A 17198-nucleotide genomic window follows, 5' to 3' on the forward strand; every position below is an offset into this window, starting at 1 on the left:
TTATCGGACATGACCGCTGAAACAATTCTCCTCAGTCTGCATCTTTCCGCGCCGGAGCTGATCCTCGCGGTCGGCGCCCTGGTCCTGTTGATGGTCGGCGTCTTCTCGGGCGAGCGGTCGGGCCTCGTCGTCACCGGCCTTGCCATCGTCCTGCTGCTCGCCGCCGGCCTGTGGCTGCTCTTCGTGCCGGCAGAAGGCCTTGCCTATGGCGGCGTCTACATGGCCGACGGCTTCTCGCGCTTCATGAAGCTGGTGGCGCTCATCGGATCGCTGGTCGCCCTGTTCATGACGATCGGCCACGCCCGCGAAAATCAGCTCGACAAGTTCGAGTTCCCGGTTCTCCTGGTGCTTGCGACCCTCGGCATCCTGCTGATGATCTCGGCCAACGACCTGATCTCGCTCTATCTGGCGCTGGAACTGCAGTCGCTGGCGCTCTATGTCGTCGCCGCGATCAACCGCGACAGCCTGAAGTCGACCGAAGCCGGCCTGAAATATTTCGTCCTCGGCGCGCTTTCTTCAGGCATGCTGCTCTACGGCATGTCGCTGGTCTATGGCTTCACTGGCCACACCCATTTTTCCGAGATCGCCCAGGCGCTTTCGGTCGAGGGCGCGCGTTCGCTCGGCCTGATCTTCGGCCTGGTCTTCATCCTCGCCGGCATCGCTTTCAAGATCTCCGCCGTTCCCTTCCATATGTGGACGCCGGATGTTTATGAAGGTGCGCCGACGCCGGTTACCGCCTTCCTGGCCGCAGCCCCCAAGGTTGCCGCCATGGCGATGATGACCCGCATCGTCATCACCGCCTTCCAGCCGGTTCTGGCCGACTGGCAGCAGGTCGTCGTCTTCATCTCGATCGCTTCGATGCTGCTCGGCTCCTTTGCCGCGATCGGCCAGAAGAACATCAAGCGGCTGATGGCCTATTCCTCGATCGGCCACATGGGCTACGCGCTGGTCGGCCTTGCCGCCGGCAACCAGACCGGTGTCTCGGGCGTCATGCTCTACATGGTCATCTATATGGTCATGACCCTCGGCACCTTTGCGATCATCATGTCGATGCGCCGCAAGGATGGCACGGTCGTCGAGGAGGTCAACGATCTCGCCGGCCTTTCCACCACCAACCCGTTCATGGCCGTGGTGCTGACGGCGCTGATGTTCTCGCTCGCCGGCATTCCGCCGCTCGCCGGCTTCTTCGCCAAGTATTTCGTCTTCGTCGCCGCCATCGAAGCCAAGCTGTATGCGCTCGCCATCATCGGCGTGCTCGCCTCGGTCGTCGGCGCCTACTATTATCTGCGCGTCATCAAGCTGATGTGGTTCGATGAGGCGACCGGCGAATTCGCCCGCGTCTCCGGTTCGTTGCGTCTGGTCTTCGGTCTCTCCGGTCTTTTCGTCACCGCCTATGTCCTCATCGGCGGCCCGATCGGCGGTGCGGCAGAGCTTGCCGCCGCGACGCTCTTTTGATGGCTTCCGACGGACGGCGCCGGATATCGCTCGGCGATTTCCGGCATGAGGCTCTGTCGGAAACATCGTCTACCAACAGCGAATGCCTCGCCCGGGCACGGGCGGGCGATGGCGGCAACCTCTGGGTGACGGCCGAACGGCAGACCGGCGGCCGCGGCCGCCGCGGCCGGCTCTGGGTTTCCGAACGCGGCAATCTCTATGCCTCTCTTCTGCTGATCGACCCGGCGCCGATGGAGCGCCTGAGCTCTCTGCCGCTGGCAGTTGCCGTTGCCGTGCACCAGGCGATCCGCCAGGTGCTGCCGCCGGGCTCCGAGCCGCTCGAGGTCAAATGGCCGAACGATATTCTCATCGGCCGAAAGAAGACCTGCGGCATCCTCGTCGAAGGCGAGCGGCTGCCCGATGGCCGCTACGCGCTGATCGTCGGCATTGGTATCAATGTCTCGGTGATGCCGGATAATCCGCTCTACCCCGTCACCTGCCTGCGTCAGCATGCAAGCGCGGCGTCGCCGGAGGAACTCTTCGCCCATCTCTTCGCCGCGATGGCTGAGGTGCTTGATCAATGGAACCAGGGCCGCGGCATCGCCGAGATCACCGCCCGCTGGCGCGCGATCGCCTGCGGCATCGGCGAAAAGATCACGGTGAATTTGCCGGACCGATCGATTTCCGGACAATTCGCCGGAATTGATGATAATGGCTTGTTGATGCTCGATACCGGCACTGGCAGGATAATGCCCATTGCTGCCGGTGATGTGTTTTTTGGATAGCGGAAAAAACGAAAATTATGGCGAAACAGGACGAGTTGGTATTCCTGCCTCTGGGCGGCGTTGGCGAGATCGGCATGAATCTCGCTCTTTACGGCTACGGCCCGCCCGAGCATCGCCAGTGGATCATGGTCGATTGCGGTGTCACCTTTCCCGGCCCCGACCTGCCGGGCGTCGATCTCGTGCTGCCCGATATCCGCTTCCTCGCCAGTGAGCGCAAGAACCTCAAAGCGATCATTATCACTCATGCGCATGAAGATCACTATGGCGCGCTCGCCGATCTCTGGCCGGGCTTGAACGTGCCGGTCTATGCCTCGGGCTTTACCGCAGGCCTGCTCGAAGCCAAGCGCAACTTCGAGAAGGCGAGGATCGGCGAAGTGCCGGTGACGCCGTTCAAGGCAGGCGATACGATCAATGTCGGCCCCTTCAGCATCGAAGGCGTGGCCGTCAACCATTCGATCCCCGAGCCGATGTCGCTGATGATCCGCACGCCAGCCGGCAACGTCATCCATACCGGCGACTGGAAGATCGACCACGAGCCCTCGCTCGGCCCACTGACCGATGAGACGCGGTTCCGCCAGCTCGGCGACGAGGGCGTTCTGGCGCTGATGTGCGATTCCACCAACGCGCTACGCGACGGCGTCTCGCCCTCCGAAAAGGATGTGTCGGAAAGCCTGCGCAAGATCATCGAGAATGCCGAAGGCCGGGTGGCGATCACCACCTTCTCGTCGAATGTCGGGCGCATCCGCACCGTTGCCGAAGCGGCCGAGGCGGCCGGCCGCGAAGTGCTGCTGCTCGGCAGCTCGCTGAAGCGGGTCGTCGACGTCGCCCAGGATATCGGCCTGATGGAGGGCGTGAAGCCTTTCATCTCCGAGGAGGAATACGGCTACATCCCGCGCGACAAGGTCGTCGTCATCCTGACCGGCAGCCAGGGCGAGGCGCGGGCAGCGCTTGCCAAGCTCTCCCGCGACGAGATGCGCAATGTGGCCTTTGCGGCAGGTGATATCGTCGTCTTTTCCTCCCGCGCCATTCCCGGCAACGAGAAGGCGATCCAGGACATCAAGAACGGCCTTGTCGAGCAGGGCGTGCACATCATCACCGATAGCGAGGCGCTGGTTCACGTCTCCGGCCATCCCCGCCGCAACGAGCTGCAGCGGATGTACGAGTGGACGCGGCCGAAGATCGTCGTGCCGGTGCATGGCGAGGCGACGCATCTGACGGCGCACAAGGAACTTGCCGAGCAATCCGGCATCGCGATCGTGCCGCGTGTGCGCAACGGCGATATCCTGCGGCTGGCGCCCGGTCCCGTCGAGGTGATCGGCGAGGCGCCGCATGGCCGCATCTACAAGGACGGTACGCTGATCGGCGATTTCGACGAGATGGGGATCGGCGAGCGCAAGAAGCTCTCCTATGTCGGTCATGTCGCGGTCAGCGTTGTGCTCGACGCTCGCTATGACATCATCGGCGATCCCGATCTCGTTTCGATCGGCCTGCCTGTTTATGACGACGAGGGCGAGGAGATGGAAGATACGCTCTTCGAAGCGGCGATCAGCGCCATCGAAAGCATTCCGCGCGCCCGCCGCAAGGATATCGACATGGTGCAGGAGGCAGTGCGCCGGGCGATCCGCGCCGCTGCCAACCATGCCTGGGGCAAGAAGCCCGTCGTCACCGCCTTCGTCACCAAGGTCTGACCATGCTCGGCCGGGTAAACCACATCGCCATCGCCGTTGCCGATCTGGCAGCGGCGACGGCCGCCTATCGCGACACGCTGGGCGCTGCGGTATCGCAGCCGCAGGCTCTGCCGGAACACGGAGTCACCGTCGTCTTCGTCGAATTGCCGAACACCAAGGTCGAATTGCTGCAGCCGCTTGGCGAAGCCTCGCCGATCGCAGCCTTCCTCGAAAAGAACCCGTCCGGCGGCATGCACCACATCTGCTACGAGGTGGACGATATCATTCTCGCCCGTGACCGGCTGGTTGCGGCCGGGGCGAGGGTGCTCGGCGATGGCCGGCCGAAGACCGGCGCGCATGGCAAGCCGGTGCTTTTTCTGCACCCCAAGGATTTTTTCGGCACGCTGATCGAACTCGAACAGGCGTGACCCCCTGCGGCAGAATGCCCCCGAGGCGCTCAAGCGCATCATCCGCTTTGAGTTGGCTGCCATTCCGCCGTATAAGGGCGCCTAGCTCAAAGTGACAGAACGTCTGTTGCGTCCGTCGGCGCGACACTATCGGGAACCCCAATGCTCCAGATTTTTCTACAGGGATTTGCCGTCTACTTCATCGTCTGGTGGATGACGCTTTTCGCTGTCCTGCCGATCGGCCTGCGCACCCAGGCTGAGGACAATGACGTCGTGCTGGGCACTGTTCCGAGCGCGCCGAGCCGCTTTCGCGCCGTCTTCACCTTTTCGCTGACGACGCTGATTTCGGCTCTGATCTACGGCACCTGGTATGTCTGCGACACGTATTTCGGCTGGGGCTTCGATGCTCTTCCACAACTCGGGCCGAGCTTCTACTAAGGGTCCGCTTTTGCCCAAACTTTGGGCATATGTATATTATTAAAAAGCGAACTTCGTCATACCAGCGTCATGCCATTGCGGCAAAGAGCTGGCGTAAGGGAATGAGGATCATTCCCTTACGGAAGTTGGCCGGATTTCCAGGATAGGGTGAAGTCTAAAAGCCAAAAAAAAACAAGGCCAGAAGCCTTGTTTTAAGTATCGCGTGATCCGTAACCGTTGCCGGGGCAGCGACGAGCGCGCCTAAGATCTGATCCTCCCAAGACTTGACCGCGAATTTGGCAAGAATTTATCTCTCTTGCCTGTTTTGTGAGCTAAAGCTAGCTCAAACATTGGGCTTTGTCATCAGCTTTTTTTGCATTTTTGCTACACTCTAGTAAAATTTTTCTGTTGACAGGACTTTCGTTCAAGTCCTTATAAACACGCGCTTTTTGACGCCCTTTCATTTTGTGGCTGCGTACATGCGCTTCGGGGAGGTTGCCGGCATCAGTTGCGGGTTTCCTTCCTGCCGCGAAGCGGCTATGAACCTCCCGACGTTAACCATTGTCTTTCGATTCCGCCCGCTGCGGGATCTCAACTGCTTCGGAATCCGCCATGCGTCTGTCCCGTTATTTCATGCCCATCCTCAAGGAAAACCCCAAGGAGGCGGAAATCGTCTCCCATCGGCTGATGCTGCGCGCCGGCATGATCCGCCAGCAGTCGCAGGGCATCTATTCCTGGCTGCCGCTCGGCAAACGCGTGCTCGACAAGGTCAACGCCATTATCCGCGACGAGCAGAACCGGGCCGGCGCCATCGAGCTGTCGATGCCGACCCTGCAGTCGGCCGAACTCTGGCAGGAAAGCGGCCGCTACGACGCCTATGGCAAGGAGATGCTGCGCATCAAGGACCGGCAGGATCGGCCGATGCTCTATGGCCCCACCAACGAGGAGATGGTGACGGATATTTTCCGCTCCTCCGTCAAGTCCTACAAGGACCTGCCGCTCAATCTCTATCACATCCAGCTGAAGTTCCGTGACGAGATCCGTCCGCGCTTCGGCACCATGCGCTCGCGCGAATTCATGATGAAGGATGCCTATTCCTTCGATCTGACGCGCGAAGGGGCGGAGCATTCCTACAACAAGATGTTCGCCGCCTACCTCAGAACCTTCGACCGGCTCGGCCTGCGCGCCATCCCGATGCGTGCCGACACCGGCCCGATCGGTGGCAATCTCAGCCATGAATTCATCATCCTCGCCGACACCGGCGAATCCGAAGTGTTCTGCCACAAGGATTTCGTCGGCTTCGATATTCCCGACGACCGCACCGATTTCGACAGCGTTGAGGGCCTGAAGGCGATCTTCGACAAGTGGACCTCGCTCTATGCAGCGACCTCGGAAATGCACGACGAGGCGGCCTTCAACGCCGTTCCCGAAGGCGACCGCCTGTCGGCGCGCGGCATCGAAGTCGGCCATATCTTCTATTTCGGCACGAAATATTCCGAGGCGATGGGCGCGAAAGTGCAGGGGCCCGACGGCAAGGAACACTTCGTTCACATGGGTTCCTACGGTATCGGCCCGACCCGCCTTGTTCCCGCCATCATCGAAGCATCGCATGACGAAAACGGAATCATCTGGCCGGCCTCGGTTGCGCCGTTCGATATCGTGGTGATCAACATGAAGGCGGGCGATCAGGCCTGCGACGATACCTGCGAGCTGATCTATGCCGCGCTCACCAAGGCCGGCAAGGATGTGCTCTACGACGATACCGACGACCGGGCCGGCACGAAATTCGCGACTGCCGACCTGATTGGGGTGCCTTTCCAGATCATCGCCGGCCCGCGCGCGGTCGCAAACGGCGAAGTCGAGGTAAAGGACCGCAAGACCGGCGCCCGCGAAACGATGACCATCGAAGCGGCGATCAACAGGTTCGTGGCTTAAGGAAACGGAGGCGAAATGGCAGAGGCAGCAGTGGACCGGAGTTCAAAATCCGGCTTGGGTCCGGCTGGCAAGCCATTTTCCACCTTCGAACGCCTCGTGGCCTGGCGCTATCTGCGCGCCCGGCGCAAGGAAGCCTTCATCTCGGTGATTGCCGGCTTCTCCTTCGTCGGCATCATGCTCGGCGTTGCAACGCTGATCATCGTCATGGCCGTAATGAACGGCTTTCGCACCGAGCTCGTCTCGCGCATCCTCGGCATTAACGGCCATATGATCGTCCAGCCGTCGGATGGCCCCTTCACCGATTACGCCGACCTCTCCAGCAGGCTCGCTGCCGTGCCCGGCGTCAAGATGGCGCTGCCTTTGGTGGAAGGCCAGGTGCTCGCCTCCGCCCAGGCCGGCGGCAGCACCGGCGCGCTGGTGCGCGGTGCCCGCGCCGAGGACTTGACCAAGCTCAAAACAATCTCAGGGAACATCAAATCCGGCGACATGGTCGGTTTTGCCTCCGGGCAGGGCGTGCTGATCGGCACCGGCATGGCCAACCAGCTCGGCCTGAGCGTCGGCGACCTTATCACGCTGACGTCGCCGGATGGTGACATCACGCCGATGGGCGTCAGCCCGCGCGTCAAGTCCTACAAGATCTCCGGCCTCTTCGAGATCGGCATGTCGGAATATGATTCCTCGATCATCTTCATGCCGCTCGAGGAAGCGCAGCTTTATTTCAATGCCGAGGGTTTGGTGCAGTCGATCGAGCTTTTCGTCGATCACCCCGACGATATCGACGCTTTGAGGCCGAAGGTGGAAGAGGCGGCTGGCCGCCAGATCAACCTCACCGACTGGCGCCAGCGCAATCAGACCTTCTTCTCGGCGTTGCAGGTCGAGCGCAACGTCATGTTCATGATCCTGACGCTGATCGTGCTGGTGGCGGCGCTGAACATCATCTCCGGCCTGATCATGCTCGTGAAGGACAAGAGCAGCGATATCGCCATTCTGCGCACCATGGGCGCCAGCGCCGGCGCGATCATGCGCATCTTCTTCATGACCGGGGCGGCGATCGGGATCGTTGGCACTGTTGCCGGCGTGCTGCTCGGCGTCCTCGTCTGCGTCAACATCGAATCCATCCGCCAGTTCTTCTCCTGGATTTCAGGCACGGTGATCTTCAATCCGCAGGTCTATTTCCTCAGCCAGCTGCCGGCCGAGATGCAGCTCAGCGAAACCATCTCGATCGTCGTCATGGCGCTGACGCTCTCTTTCATCGCGACGATCTTCCCCGCCTGGCGCGCCTCCAGGCTCGATCCGGTGCAGGCCCTGCGCTACGAATAAGGAATGCCGCCTTCATGAAACGCAACGTCGTTCTCAAGCTTACCGGCGTCGAGCGCCATTACGGGCAGGGCGATACGCTGCTCCCGATCCTGAAGGGCGCGGATTTTTCGATGTCGAAGGGCGAGATCGTCGCTCTTGTCGCTCCCTCCGGCACCGGCAAATCGACCCTGCTGCATATCGCCGGCCTGCTGGAGCATCCGGACGGCGGCGAGGTCAACATCAACGGCCATGCCTGTGATGGCCTGAGCGATGAGAAGCGCACCGCGATCCGCCGCAGTGAAATCGGCTTCGTCTACCAGTTTCACCACCTGCTGCCGGAATTCTCCGCGCTCGAAAACATCATGATGCCGCAACTGATCGCCGGGCTGTCCTGGAAGGAAGCCGGCGAGCGGGCCGGCCAGCTTCTCGATTATATGCGCATCGGCCACCGCGGCGCCCATCGGCCCGGCGAGCTTTCCGGCGGCGAGCAGCAGCGCGTGGCGATCGCCCGCGCCGTCGCCAATGCACCGACCCTGCTTCTTGCCGATGAGCCGACCGGCAATCTCGACCCGGAAACGGCAAGTTACGTCTTCGACGCGCTGGAGGCGCTGGTGCGCCAGTCCGGCCTCGCGGCCCTCATCGCCACCCACAATCACGAGCTCGCCCGCCGCATGGATCGGCGTGTGACGATCTCGGATGGCAAGGTCGTCGACTTCTGACACTGAAATTAGGGGACGACCAATCCGCCGCGATATTCGAGCATATAGGCTTTCCTGAAGTCGACCATGATGCATTCATTGCCGCTGAACCGCTCGCAGTTCCCTTCGCTGCGATCGAGATAGCGGCCGAGCGGATGGTCGAATTCCATGCCGCCGAGAAAGCGTCCCTGCCGATACATGGCTGAAAGTGCCGCCTTGATCACCGCACCGGCGGCAGCGCCGTCGATGAGCTCAAGCGCAACGATCCAACCGAAATAATTCATCACCCAGACGGGTTCGCCGGCAAACCAGACAACCTCCTGTCCGGCGAAATCGGTGCCGCCGAAATAACTGTCGAGATAGCGCCAGTCGCCGCGCTCATAGCCGATATCGTGAGCGCCCGGCCGGCAGGGCGCGCGCGCCACGCCGCCGCCGACATAGGTCGCAGCCTTGGCCTCCACGACGAATTCATTGAGCATCGCAATGTCGAACATGCCGTTCTCCTCTCGACCGGATGCTGGCAAAGATGCTGTGGCATGTAAAGAACAAAAACAGAACGGAAGCCAAAAACAGGCGGTCGCCGTGAGAGGCGGTCGGGCGCTCGGGCAGCGTGTCCGATCCGTCACGGATCGGGAAGGGGAGGAGCCGCCCAATCGGATCGCTCGCTGCCGCCTGCCGATTCGCAATGCGCGTTTCGGGTTTTTCAAACGCAAGAAAGAAGGAAAAGATTCCTGTTGACAATGGAACATACATCGAACAAATTAAAAACATAACGAGTAAAGGAGAGCCAAATGACTGACATGATCCGTGATATCGCAGCATTCACCTCCATCGCAATGTTCGTTGCCAGCTTCTCGCTCATCGTCATGGCGATCTAAAGTTTTCAGGGGACCGCATGGCAATCATGCGGTCCGGACGCGGGACTTCTTCTGGACATCATCGCCCTCTATGCCGACAATGCGTCCGATTCATTCGGGTGATTGGGAAGGCATGACATGGCGGATACGGCAAAGGGTTCTACGGGTGAGGCGATCGGCGGCACGCCGAGCTTCATCCATCTGAGGGTCCACTCCGCCTATTCGCTTCTCGAAGGCGCCTTGCCGCTGAAGAAGATCCTTTACAAGGCGACCGGCGACAGCCAGCCGGCGATCGCCATCACCGATACCAACAATCTGTTCATCGCGCTGGAATTCTCCCAGAAGGCGATGGACGAAGGCCTGCAGCCGATCATCGGCTGCCAGGTCTCGATAGACATGGAAGACGGTCTGGAAACGGAAAAGCGCGGCGGCCAGCAGGCGCTGGTCAAGCTGCCGTCGATCGTTCTTCTCGCCGCCACGGATGCCGGTTACGAACGGCTCGTCGATCTCGTCAGCCGCGCCTATCTCGGCGGCGACAGCAACCAGGCTATCCATATCCGCGCGTCCTGGCTGGAGGAGGCCGGCACGGAAGGGCTGATCGCCCTGACCGGCGCCCTGACCGGGCCGGTCGACGCGGCGATCCGGGAGGGCCATCCCGCGCAAGGGGAGGCCCGGCTGCTGGCGCTGAAACGCCTCTTCGGCGACCGGCTCTATGTCGAATTGCAGCGGCACGGCACCTACGACAAACGTCACGAGCAGAAGATCATCGCGCTCGCCTATAGCAATGACCTGCCGCTGGTCGCCACCAACGAGGCCTTCTTTCCGACACGCGACGATTACGACGCCCATGATGCGCTGATGGCGGTCGCCCATAATGCCATCGTCTCCGACGACAGCCGCTTTCGCCTGACGCCGGACCATTATCTGAAGAGCCGGGCCGAGATGGCCAAACTCTTCGCCGATCTGCCGGAAGCGCTGGAGAACACGATCGAGATCGCCAGGCGCTGTTCCTTCGTGCTGAAGACGCGAAAGCCGATCCTGCCGCGCTTCACCGGTGCGACCGACGATGCCGAGGAGGCCGAACGCGCCGAGGCGAGCGAGTTGCGGCGCCAGGCGGTGGAAGGGCTGGACATGCGGCTTGCCACGCTCGGCATGTCGCCGGGTTACGACGAGAAGGAATATCGAGAGCGGCTGGATTTCGAACTCAGCGTCATCGAGCGCATGCGTTTTCCCGGTTACTTCCTGATCGTTGCCGACTTCATCAAATGGGCCAAGCAGCACGACATTCCGGTCGGTCCCGGCCGCGGTTCCGGCGCTGGTTCCCTGGTCGCCTACGCTTTGACGATCACCGACGTCGATCCGCTGCGGTTTTCGCTGCTCTTCGAACGCTTCCTTAATCCGGAACGCGTCTCGATGCCGGACTTCGACATCGACTTCTGCCAGGACCGCCGCGAAGAGGTGATCCGCTACGTCCAGGCCAAGTATGGCCGCGAGCAGGTGGCGCAGATCATCACCTTCGGTTCGCTGCAGGCGCGCGCTGCCCTTCGCGACGTCGGCCGCGTGCTTGAGATGCCCTACGGCCAGGTCGACAAGATCTGCAAGCTGGTGCCGAACAATCCGGCCAATCCGACGCCGCTCTCCAAGGCGATCGAGGAGGAGCCGAAGCTGCAGGAAGAGGCGGCGAAGGAGCCGGTCGTCGCGCGCCTGCTCGACATTGCCCAGAAGATCGAGGGGCTTTACCGGCATGCCTCGACGCATGCCGCCGGCATCGTCATCGGCGACCGCCCGCTGTCCAAGCTGGTGCCGATGTACCGCGATCCGCGCTCCGACATGCCGGTCACCCAGTTCAACATGAAGTGGGTGGAGCAGGCCGGCCTCGTCAAATTCGACTTCCTCGGCCTGAAGACGCTGACGGTGCTGAAGGTCGCCGTCGATTTCGTTGCCAAGCGCGGCATCAATGTCGATCTCGCGGCCATTCCGCTGGACGACAAGATAACCTACGAAATGCTGTCGCGCGGTGAGACGGTCGGCGTGTTCCAGGTGGAAAGCGCCGGCATGCGCAAGGCGCTGATCGGCATGAAGCCGGACTGCATCGAGGACATCATCGCACTGGTGGCGCTTTACCGCCCGGGTCCGATGGAAAACATCCCGACCTACAATGCCCGCAAGCACGGGGACGAAGAGCTGGAATCGATCCATCCGATGATCGACCACCTGCTCAAGGAAACCCAAGGCGTCATCGTCTATCAGGAACAGGTGATGCAGATCGCCCAGGTCCTGTCCGGCTACTCGCTTGGAGAAGCCGATCTTCTGCGCCGCGCCATGGGCAAAAAGATCAAGGCCGAGATGGACCAGCAGCGCGAACGCTTCGTCGTCGGCGCCGTCAAGAACGGCGTATCGAAGCCGCAAGCCGACAATATCTTCGAGTTGCTGGCGAAGTTCGCCAATTACGGCTTCAACAAGTCGCATGCCGCCGCCTACGCCATCGTCTCCTACCAGACGGCCTATATGAAGGCGCATTATCCGGTCGAATTCCTCGCCGCCTCGATGACGCTCGACATGTCCAACACGGAAAAGGTCAATGATTTCCGCCAGGATGCCAAGCGCCTCGGCATCGAGGTGATCGCCCCCTCGGTGCAGACTTCCTTCCGCCATTTCCAGACCGGCGACAACCGCATCTATTATGCGTTGGCCGCCCTCAAGGGCGTCGGCGAATCCGCCGTCGACCATATCGTCGAGGTGCGTGGCGATAAGCCTTTTGCCGGCATCGAGGATTTTTGCCTGCGCATCGATCCGCGCCAAGTCAACCGCCGCGTGCTCGAAAGCCTGATCTTTGCCGGCGCCTTCGATTGTTTCGGCACCGACCGCGCCCAGTTGTCAGCCGGCCTCGACCGCATCCTCGGTTATGCCCAGCGCGCCCAGGAAAACAAGCTGAGCGGCCAGTCGGACATATTCGGCAGCACTCTGACCTCGGGGCCTGAAAAAATTTCCCTGCCGCCGTTTTCGCCCTGGCTTGCCTCCGAGCGGCTGCTCAAGGAATTTCAGGTGCTGGGCTTCTACCTCACCGCACATCCGCTCGATTCCTACAACAACCTCCTGCAGAAGATGCGGGTGCAGACCTTTGCCGAATTTTCCCAGGCGATCAAACAGGGCGCCTTCAATGCGCGCCTCGCCGGCACCGTCATTTCGAAGCAGGAGCGCAAGACCCGCACCGGCAACAAGATGGGCATCATCGTCTTTTCCGATTCCTCCGGCCAGTTCGAGGCGGTGCTGTTTTCAGAAATGCTCAACCAGTATCGCGACGTGCTGGAGTCGGGAAAATCCTTCGTGCTGACCGCGACGGGGGAGGAGCGGCCGGAGGGCATCGGCCTGCGCATCCAGACGATCCAGTCGCTGGAGGAAAAATCGCTGCAGATGCAGAAGGCGCTGCGCGTCTATGTCAGAGATTCCGGGCCGCTGAAGATGGTCGCCGGCCATCTCAACGCCAAGGGCGACGGCCTCGTTTCCTTCATCGTCATCAAGGAGGATGGCAAACGCGAGGTGGAAGTGGCGCTGGCGGAGAAATACCGCATCACCCCTGAGATCGCCGCCGCGCTTCGCGCCGCCCCCGGCGTCGTCGATGTCGAGCTTGTCTAGAAGTGATGCGCCTCACCTTAAGTGACGCATATCACCTTGGGTGATGGTTATCGCCACGGGCGATGGTTTATCCCGGGCGATGGTTTATCGCCCTAGCTAGGGATCATCAACCCCTTGTGATGGTGATGAAATCCGTGCCTTCGCCGGTCTCCCGGCCGAGGCCGGTATCGGAGATCGTCAGCGTCGAGCCGGGCGCGATCAGCGCCTCGATCCTGCGGCGGGTCTCGTCGGGGATCGTGATGCGGCTGAGCGACCGGGCGATCGGCCTGCCGCTGACGATTGAGCTTTCCTGATTGGTGACGCCGAGCCGTTTCATCGTCTCGCGGGAGAGATTGTTTTGGAGCGTGATGCCGAGCCAATCCGCCGTACCGGCATTTTCATCGAGTGCATGCAGCGCGAAGAAATGCGTGCCGAGCGCCAGTCCGGGATCGGCAATCGTCACCGGGGCTTCGAAGATCGGCTTGAACGCCTGGCGCACCATGATGACGCCGTTCGGCGGTTCACCCTTGCCGGTCGCCGCATAGACGGATTTGAGTAGCGTGTCGGAGACCAGGCTCCTGTCGCCGGCAAATTCCGCCGGCCGCAGCGTCTTGAAAGACTTGATCGCCTGCACGGTCGACGGCCCGAGCAAGCCGTCCGGATCGCCGGCGGAAAAGCCGAGCTGGTTGAGCAGTGTCTGGATGTCGATCACCGTCTCGCGCAGCGTGCGGCGGGTGATCAGCATGCTGATCGGCTCGGACGGCGGTTCGGCTTCGGGCGCGGCTACCAGCGGCGCTGCCGGCATCGGCATCGCAGCCGTGTCGTTCATCGCCACCTGCACCGGTGTCCCCGCGCTGTCGGGCATCGAGGGCCGCAGTTCGACATCCGAAAGCAGCAGCATCTGCGCCGGCCCCTGCGGATGGAAAAGAGTCGGATGGTCGATCGGCTGCGGCACCACTTCGCCGTCGCTGATGATGACGGGAATGCCGGGCTCGGTCATCCCGTAAAGCTTTTTTGCAAAAGTTCCGGGCATGCGCACGCAGCCATGCGAGGCCGGATAACGCGGCACGGAATTGGATTCATGCAGCGCAATGCCCGACCATGTCAGCCTTTGCATGAAGGGCATCGGCGCGTTCGAGTAGAGATTGGATTCGTGGTATTTCTGCTTTTCCAGCACCGAGAAGATGCCGCTCGGCGTCGTGTGCCCGTCCTTGCCGGTCGAGACCTTCGACGTCGCGACGACCTCGGTGCCGTCATAGACCGCAAGCGACTGCTTGTCCTTCGAGACGATGATCTGCAGCGTGCGCGCATCCGCCGCAAGAGCAGGGTGCACGAGTGCGGTGGCCGACAGCAAGCCGAGGCCGAAGACAAGACGCGAGAACATGATAGCCAACCATACGCAATACTAGCCGGCACATTATGGGACGAAGTTTAAGGAAGATTTTATAGGCCGCGCGGCGCGCACGGCTCACGCTTTAGTGATCGCGCTTGCCGCTGCCGAAGGTGTAGCCGGTTTCGACAGTGTTCTTGCCGAACTTGTCGCGCAGCTTGTCCATCGCCGCTTCGGCCGCCGCCCGCCGCCCCGACTGCCGGTCGATGAGGTCGGGCGGATCGGCGCGTGCGGCATCGCCGAGATCGCTGACGCCGATGCCGAGCAGCCGGAACTTCGTGCCGTCGGTCTCCTTTTCGAGAAGCTCGAGCCCGATGCGAAAGATCCGGTCGGTAAGCTGGGTCGGGTCTTCGAGCTTGCGGTTGCGCGTCCGTATCTTGAAGTCGGCGGTCTTCATCTTCAGGACCACGGTCTGGCCGGCGATGTCGTTTTTCTTCAGCCGCCAGGAGACCTTTTCCGAAAGATTGCGCAGGATGGGGACCAGATCGTCATAACGCCAGATGTCTTCGAAGAAGGTGGTCTCTGATGAAACGCTCTTGGCCGCATCGTTGAGATGCACTTCACGGTCGTCGATCCCGCGCGACAGCCGGGCGAGCCGCTGGCCGATGCTGCCGTAACGGCGCATCAGATCGTTCTCCTCCATCTGCTGCAACTGGCCGATGGTGCGGATGCCATCCGCCTCCAGCGTCGCCGCAAAGGCCTTGCCGACGCCCCAGATCGTGGTGACCGGACGCGGCGCCAGGAACTCGACGGCTTCTTCGCGGCCGATGACGGAAAAGCCACGCGGTTTCTGCAGGTCAGAGGCGACCTTGGCGAGGAATTTGCAATAGGAAAGCCCGACCGAAACGCTGATGCCGATCTCCTTTTCGACCCGGCGGGCGAATTTGGCGAGCGTGCGGGCCGGCGGGTCGTGATGCAGCCTCTCGGTGCCACCTAGCTCCAGGAAGGCCTCGTCGATCGACAGCGGCTGCACCAGCGGCGTCAGATCCTGCATCATGGCGCGCACCTGCCGTCCGACCCGGACATATTTCTCCATGTCGGGACGAATGACGATCGCTTCGGGGCACGCTTCCAGCGCCTTGAACATCGGCATCGCCGAACGCACCCCGTGGATGCGGGCGATATAGCAGGCGGTGGAGACGACGCCGCGTTTGCCGCCACCGATGATCACCGGCTTGTCGGCAAGTTCAGGATTGTCGCGTTTCTCGACGGCCGCATAGAAGGCGTCGCAATCGATATGCGCCAGCGTCAATGCGTAGAGCTCCCGATGGCGTACCAGCCGCGGGCTGCCGCAGGACACGCAGCGGCGCGCCTCGCCCTTCTGCTCGGCAAGGCAGTCGCGACAGAAGCCGGGTGTCTTGTCGGGCGCGGGCGTCATCATGAGAACAAAGATTGAACGCCGCGACATTACGCCCTAAGCTTCCGAGTCTCAAGAGAGGCCGGGAGCTTTGCTTTGGATAACGATCTTCGTTTCGAGCCGGTAACGGCAGAACGCTGGGACGATTTCGAAACCCTGTTCGGGCCGCAGGGTGCCTTCTATAATTGCTGGTGCGTCGCGCTGCGCCTGCCGCATGCGGTAAGAACGAAGATGGCGGCCGATGAGCGCAAGCTGCATATGCACGACCGGATCAAGGCCGGGCCGCCGCCGGGCATTCTCTGTTATGCCGACGGCGCCCCGGTCGCCTGGGTGCAGGTCGGGCCGCGCCATGACGTGCCGCAGTTCAATTCGCCGCGCACAGTCTCGCGGCCGCTGGAGGAGGGCGATGCATATGATCCGTCGATCTGGGCCGTCAGTTGCTTCTTCCTGCTGCCGAGCTTACGCGGCAGGGGAATGAGCCATCGCCTGCTTTCCCTAGCGATCGATCATGCGCGGTGCCAGGGCGCGCGGTTGCTCGAAGCCTGTCCGATCGATCATGTGAAGCAGTCGAAATCGGTGACCCTCTGCATCGGCTCGACGGCGATCTTCGATGCGGCCGGTTTCGAGACGGTGGCGCGGCGCAAGGATGGCCGTCCGCTCATGCGGCTGGAGCTGCGGGGTTGAACGCGCCGGCAAGGAAATGCGCCTCGATCAGCGCGGCCGCATGCGCCCAGTCGCTCACGCGGGTGATGCCGTCGGCGGCGGCCGGCGCGAAACGATGGACGGGCGAATCGGGCATCAGGTGAATCAGCAGGCAATCGGCAACATGGTCCCTGACGGAATGCAGATTGCGCGCCATATCATCGATGAAGACGACGGGAAGGGAGCGGCTGGCATGCAATGCGTGAACGATCGGCCCCTTGGGCTCTTCGCTGGCAAGCAGCGGAAAAAGCAGGCCGATCCGGTCGAGCAGGCGGCGGCGCTGGTCCTGGAACCGCGGCTGCATGGCCGTCAGGAAAAGCACGTCGGCGGCTTGCGAAAGCCGGCCGAGCGTTTCGACGACGCGGTCGAGCGGCGTCTGCCACTGCTCCTGCGCCTCGAAAAACTCCTCGATCAGCCGGCTGACCTGCTGGTCCTCGATCTCCGCGCCATCGGCCTGCGAGACGATGTTGCCGTGGAGCCGGAACGAGCGCGGCAGAAATGCATGACCCTGGCTTTGCAGGAAAAGCTGGAACGGGCCGATGAATTGCAGCACGACATCGTCGACGTCGCAGACGATCAGCGGCCTTTCGCCGAGCCGGATATGCGAGATATCGAATTCTCTTACGCCGGTCACC

15 protein-coding genes are annotated in these 17198 nt (G+C 61.8%); 11 read left to right on the forward strand and 4 right to left on the reverse strand.

What is annotated here, in order from left to right:
* Positions 1-9: 9 nt before the first annotated feature.
* The 8 genes from nuoN (at position 10) to BBJ66_RS24350 (ending at position 8663) form a co-directional block, all read left to right on the forward strand.
* Entirely contained in the window at positions 10-1455 is a 1446-nt protein-coding gene (gene nuoN / locus BBJ66_RS24315) for an NADH-quinone oxidoreductase subunit NuoN (protein ID WP_071090467.1), read from the forward strand.
* Positions 1455-2219: a biotin--[acetyl-CoA-carboxylase] ligase gene (locus BBJ66_RS24320; protein ID WP_049734059.1), complete on the forward strand. Its 765-nt coding sequence runs from the start codon at positions 1455-1457 to the stop codon at positions 2217-2219. The genes nuoN and BBJ66_RS24320 overlap by 1 nt, the downstream gene beginning before the upstream one ends.
* A 17-nt stretch (positions 2220-2236) precedes the next feature.
* Positions 2237-3907 (forward strand): ribonuclease J, encoded by a 1671-nt coding sequence (locus BBJ66_RS24325; protein WP_071090470.1) that lies wholly within the window; start codon positions 2237-2239, stop codon positions 3905-3907.
* Positions 3908-3909: 2 nt separating this feature from the next.
* Positions 3910-4314 (forward strand): methylmalonyl-CoA epimerase, encoded by a 405-nt coding sequence (mce, locus tag BBJ66_RS24330; protein WP_049734061.1) that lies wholly within the window; start codon positions 3910-3912, stop codon positions 4312-4314.
* 141 nt (positions 4315-4455) lie between these two features.
* Positions 4456-4731, forward strand: a complete 276-nt coding sequence (locus BBJ66_RS24335) for a DUF1467 family protein (protein WP_049734062.1) — start codon at positions 4456-4458, stop codon at positions 4729-4731.
* A gap of 591 nt (positions 4732-5322) precedes the next feature.
* Complete coding sequence (gene proS, locus BBJ66_RS24340) at positions 5323-6645, forward strand: proline--tRNA ligase (protein WP_071090472.1); 1323 nt, start codon at positions 5323-5325, stop codon at positions 6643-6645.
* Positions 6646-6660: 15 nt separating this feature from the next.
* Entirely contained in the window at positions 6661-7965 is a 1305-nt protein-coding gene (locus BBJ66_RS24345) for a lipoprotein-releasing ABC transporter permease subunit (protein WP_049734064.1), read from the forward strand.
* Between the two features lie 14 nt (positions 7966-7979).
* A complete protein-coding gene (locus BBJ66_RS24350; RefSeq protein WP_049734065.1) occupies positions 7980-8663 on the forward strand; it encodes an ABC transporter ATP-binding protein in 684 nt (227 codons plus the stop codon).
* 8 nt (positions 8664-8671) lie between these two features.
* On the opposite strand, the gene BBJ66_RS24355 is transcribed toward BBJ66_RS24350, so the two are convergent.
* Complete coding sequence (locus BBJ66_RS24355) at positions 8672-9136, reverse strand: DUF5680 domain-containing protein (RefSeq protein ID WP_071090476.1); 465 nt, start codon at positions 9134-9136, stop codon at positions 8672-8674.
* On the opposite strand from BBJ66_RS24355, the gene BBJ66_RS34790 reads away from it, so the two are divergent.
* Both BBJ66_RS34790 and dnaE read left to right on the forward strand, forming a co-directional pair.
* Entirely contained in the window at positions 9126-9380 is a 255-nt protein-coding gene (locus BBJ66_RS34790) for a hypothetical protein (protein ID WP_131819120.1), read from the forward strand. The genes BBJ66_RS24355 and BBJ66_RS34790 overlap by 11 nt on opposite strands.
* Before the next feature lie 257 nt (positions 9381-9637).
* Entirely contained in the window at positions 9638-13135 is a 3498-nt protein-coding gene (gene dnaE, locus BBJ66_RS24360; RefSeq protein WP_071090481.1) for a DNA polymerase III subunit alpha, read from the forward strand.
* Between the two features lie 106 nt (positions 13136-13241).
* Here the strand turns inward: dnaE and BBJ66_RS24365 are convergent, their stop codons facing one another.
* Both BBJ66_RS24365 and BBJ66_RS24370 read right to left on the reverse strand, forming a co-directional pair.
* Positions 13242-14498, reverse strand: coding sequence for a L,D-transpeptidase family protein (locus BBJ66_RS24365; RefSeq protein WP_071090484.1), 1257 nt, complete (start codon positions 14496-14498; stop codon positions 13242-13244).
* A gap of 91 nt (positions 14499-14589) precedes the next feature.
* The gene (locus BBJ66_RS24370) at positions 14590-15882 is read right to left on the reverse strand and encodes a DNA polymerase IV (RefSeq protein WP_071090599.1); all 1293 of its coding nucleotides are present in this window, start codon (positions 15880-15882) and stop codon (positions 14590-14592) included.
* Positions 15883-15957: 75 nt separating this feature from the next.
* On the opposite strand from BBJ66_RS24370, the gene BBJ66_RS24375 reads away from it, so the two are divergent.
* The gene (locus tag BBJ66_RS24375; protein ID WP_071090487.1) at positions 15958-16545 is read left to right on the forward strand and encodes a GNAT family N-acetyltransferase; all 588 of its coding nucleotides are present in this window, start codon (positions 15958-15960) and stop codon (positions 16543-16545) included.
* Here the strand turns inward: BBJ66_RS24375 and BBJ66_RS24380 are convergent.
* The gene (locus tag BBJ66_RS24380; RefSeq protein ID WP_071090490.1) at positions 16520-17197 is read right to left on the reverse strand and encodes a hypothetical protein; all 678 of its coding nucleotides are present in this window, start codon (positions 17195-17197) and stop codon (positions 16520-16522) included. The two genes, BBJ66_RS24375 and BBJ66_RS24380, sit on opposite strands and share 26 nt — an antisense overlap.
* Between the last annotated feature and the right edge of the window lies 1 nt (position 17198).

This window comes from Rhizobium sp. RSm-3 (assembly GCF_001854685.1).
In the GTDB taxonomy this organism is placed as follows: Bacteria; Pseudomonadota; Alphaproteobacteria; order Rhizobiales; family Rhizobiaceae; genus Rhizobium; species Rhizobium ecuadorense.